Origin of the sequence: Nitrosomonas sp., from assembly GCF_022842015.1 — a bacterium.
Classification (GTDB): Bacteria; Pseudomonadota; Gammaproteobacteria; order Burkholderiales; family Nitrosomonadaceae; genus Nitrosomonas.
In genome coordinates this window covers 1-2,754 of sequence record NZ_JALHQJ010000129.1, presented here as the reverse complement: position 1 = coordinate 2,754, position 2,754 = coordinate 1, and the positions used below count along the sequence as shown (strand labels likewise).

2 protein-coding genes are annotated in these 2,754 nt (G+C 41.7%); both read left to right on the top strand.

All coding sequences use genetic code 11. From position 1 onward, the window contains the following. Positions 1–239: 239 nt before the first annotated feature. Positions 240–641, top strand: coding sequence for a copper resistance CopC family protein (locus tag Q0C11_RS14620; protein ID WP_293009219.1), 402 nt, complete (start codon positions 240–242; stop codon positions 639–641). 13 nt (positions 642–654) lie between these two features. Then, positions 655–2,679: a CopD family protein gene (locus Q0C11_RS14615; RefSeq protein WP_293009217.1), complete on the top strand. Its 2,025-nt coding sequence runs from the start codon at positions 655–657 to the stop codon at positions 2,677–2,679. Positions 2,680–2,754 lie beyond the last annotated feature (75 nt).

Here is a 2,754-nt window from a genome sequence, read left to right as displayed (position 1 = left end):
CAGTAGGTGAAGGCCGTCCGATATCGAAGATTACGATCATTGTATCAATCGTATTGCTGATTGCGGGCGCTGCTGCTTTTATGATGATGCGTAAAAGTAAAACTGAAGGGCAAAGCACAGCTGCTTCTTAGTGAATAAATTTGGAAGAGTGAATTAAGGATGAGTGATGAACTCATCCTTACGAAGAGCATCCAATAATTATTGGAAGAAGAATAATAGCAAAGCATCGAGGAAAAATTGTGAGAAATAAGCGATTATCAAAATACGGTGTTAGAAGAGTGACAGCTTTTGCTGCATTGGTAATTTTACTTTCTTTATTATTTCAAGTGAGTTCTGTAATGGCTCATGCGACTTTGGTTAAATCTGATCCGCCTCGCAGAGCTACGCTTTCTACATCACCGAAACAAATACAGCTCTGGTTTAATGAGAAAATCGAAGGGTCTTATGCGTCAGTAACAGTAGAAGACTCGAATAAAAAATTGGTTACCGAAAATATTCCAGAGGCAATTACGGATGATCCGAAGTCTATTGTATTAAATTTGCCTCAGATCCAACCCGGACGCTATACAGTCCATTATCGTGTGATGTCAGTGGATGGTCATGTCATTGAGTCAGAATATGATTTTAGTATCAAAAAATAACTCATCGCAATAAATGATAGACATAATTGCAGCATTAGCACGTTGGGTTCAGCTTGTAGCAAATCTAATCTTACTTGGCAGTTGTGTATTTCTGATAATTACAAGTTCTGCAAAACGAGCTCAGCCTGAGGTATGGATAGGACGACTAGAGCGCCTATTTCCTTGGCTAGCTGTGAGTGTCCCAATAGGCTTGCTTGTAATCCTAAGTACAACCATAGTGCAGGTGACTGGAAGTCCAAGTAGTCTAGGAGAGCATGAGGTTTGGCTGGGGCTGTTGGGAGATACGCGTGTAGGACAGATTTGGATTTTACGTTTTACAGCGGCAATACTCCTATTGCTGGCAGTTTTATACCTTTGCAAAGCATCTAGAGCGCGGTGGCGGTATGCTATGTGCGCTGCAATTGCGGTTTTGCCGCTCGCTGCAAGCTCATTAGCTAGTCATACCGCAGCGGAAGAATTCTCAGTGACAGCTGTAATGCCATATGTGCTTCATCTCATCCTGGCTGGTATATGGTTTGGAGCTTTACCAGCTTTTATATTGCTAATTCTTGATAGACAGAATGAGACAAACGAAAGGGTTGTAAGCTTCGAATTCGAGACACTGAAAAAGTTTTCATCAATTGCATTACCAGCGATGCTACTGATTATATTCACTGGATTAGTGGTCGCTGATCAAATATTTGATGGTTACTATGCTGCATTAGTTGCGACTCCCTATGGTTGGCTTTTAAGTGCAAAAATATTCCTATTAGCTATTATTCTTTTGATTGCTGCACGAGTACGTTCTTATTGGCTTCCTTTATTGAATTGTAAACAAGATTCTGAAGTGAGTAGCGGTAAAAGTGGAATCAAGAAATGGGTTCGCATTGAATTTATTTTGGCGTTACTCCTACTACTGTTAGCGACGATAATTACCAATACAACGCCTGTAAAGCATGCGCTTATTGAGAACTGGCCATTCTCATTCCGATTCTCAGTTATTGCTACTTGGAATCAACCCAATGTTGCTATCCAAGTCTGGATTGGTTTGGCGGTTCTGGTGCTTGCTGCGGTGGTCTTGCAACTAGGTCGACTACGAAACTGGGGAATAAAGCGTCTAATTTTTATTCCAGCTATATTGTTTATATCTGGGGGGGCGATTGCATTGCAGCCTCTGACAATTCAAGCGTATCCTGAAACTTATCGGAGACCACCGGTACCTTTTGATGCAACTTCTATAGCGCATGGTGCTGCTTTATTTGAACAGCATTGTGTTGAATGCCATGGCCTTCAGGGAATGGGTAACGGTATCAAGTCACGGACTTTATCCACCAAACTGCCGGATTTACTCATTGAGCCGCATACCGTGGAACATACGCCGGGAGATTTTTATAACTGGATTACGAACGGTATGGTGAATACGGATATGCCGGGTTACGCTGAGAAATTATCCGATGAAGATCGATGGGACTTGGTTAATTATATTCATGCATTGTCGCGCGGCTATCAGGCACGGATTTTAACATCGGAGATTGTGCCCAATAAAGCATATGTAAAGCCGCCAGTTTTTTCATACGGAGCTCATGATGGAAGCTTTGGCACACTGCAAGAGTTTCGAGAAAATAAGACCGTCTTTCTGGTTATCTTTTCATGGCCGCAATCTAGAGATCGTTTGGAGCAGTTAAAACAAGCTTATGAGCGATTAAAGGAACAAAACGTTGCGTTGCTTGCAGTGCCCAATAAAGATCTTGCTACCGAAGATATGGAGCAATTAGTGGCTGAAGAACTGCCTTTCCCAATTGTTACGCAAAGCGCTGCTGAAATTGCAGAAAGCTATGCATTGTCACGCAGAACATTGAGTCATCCTGATATTATCGGGCGAGGAACAAATCCTGATCATATGGAGTTTATAATTGATAAGAGTGGTTATTTGCGTGCACGTTGGATTCCTTCTGTAGATCACTCGGGATGGACAGATATTGATCATCTCAGCCTGCAGATAAGTTTGCTAAATCGCGAGAAATTGAACACATCCTTTCCAGAAGATTTTGTTCGATAACTCATTAGCCATTTAAGAGATAAACGCAAATATCTGAGAGTATTTAACCGATACCGAGTTTCGGTGTAGAAAAAA

Excerpts from the sequence above, each read along its gene's own strand:
- Q0C11_RS14615 (WP_293009217.1), top strand. The coding sequence starts at position 655 with ATGATAGACATAATTGCAGCATTAGCACGTTGGGTTCAGCTTGTAGCA.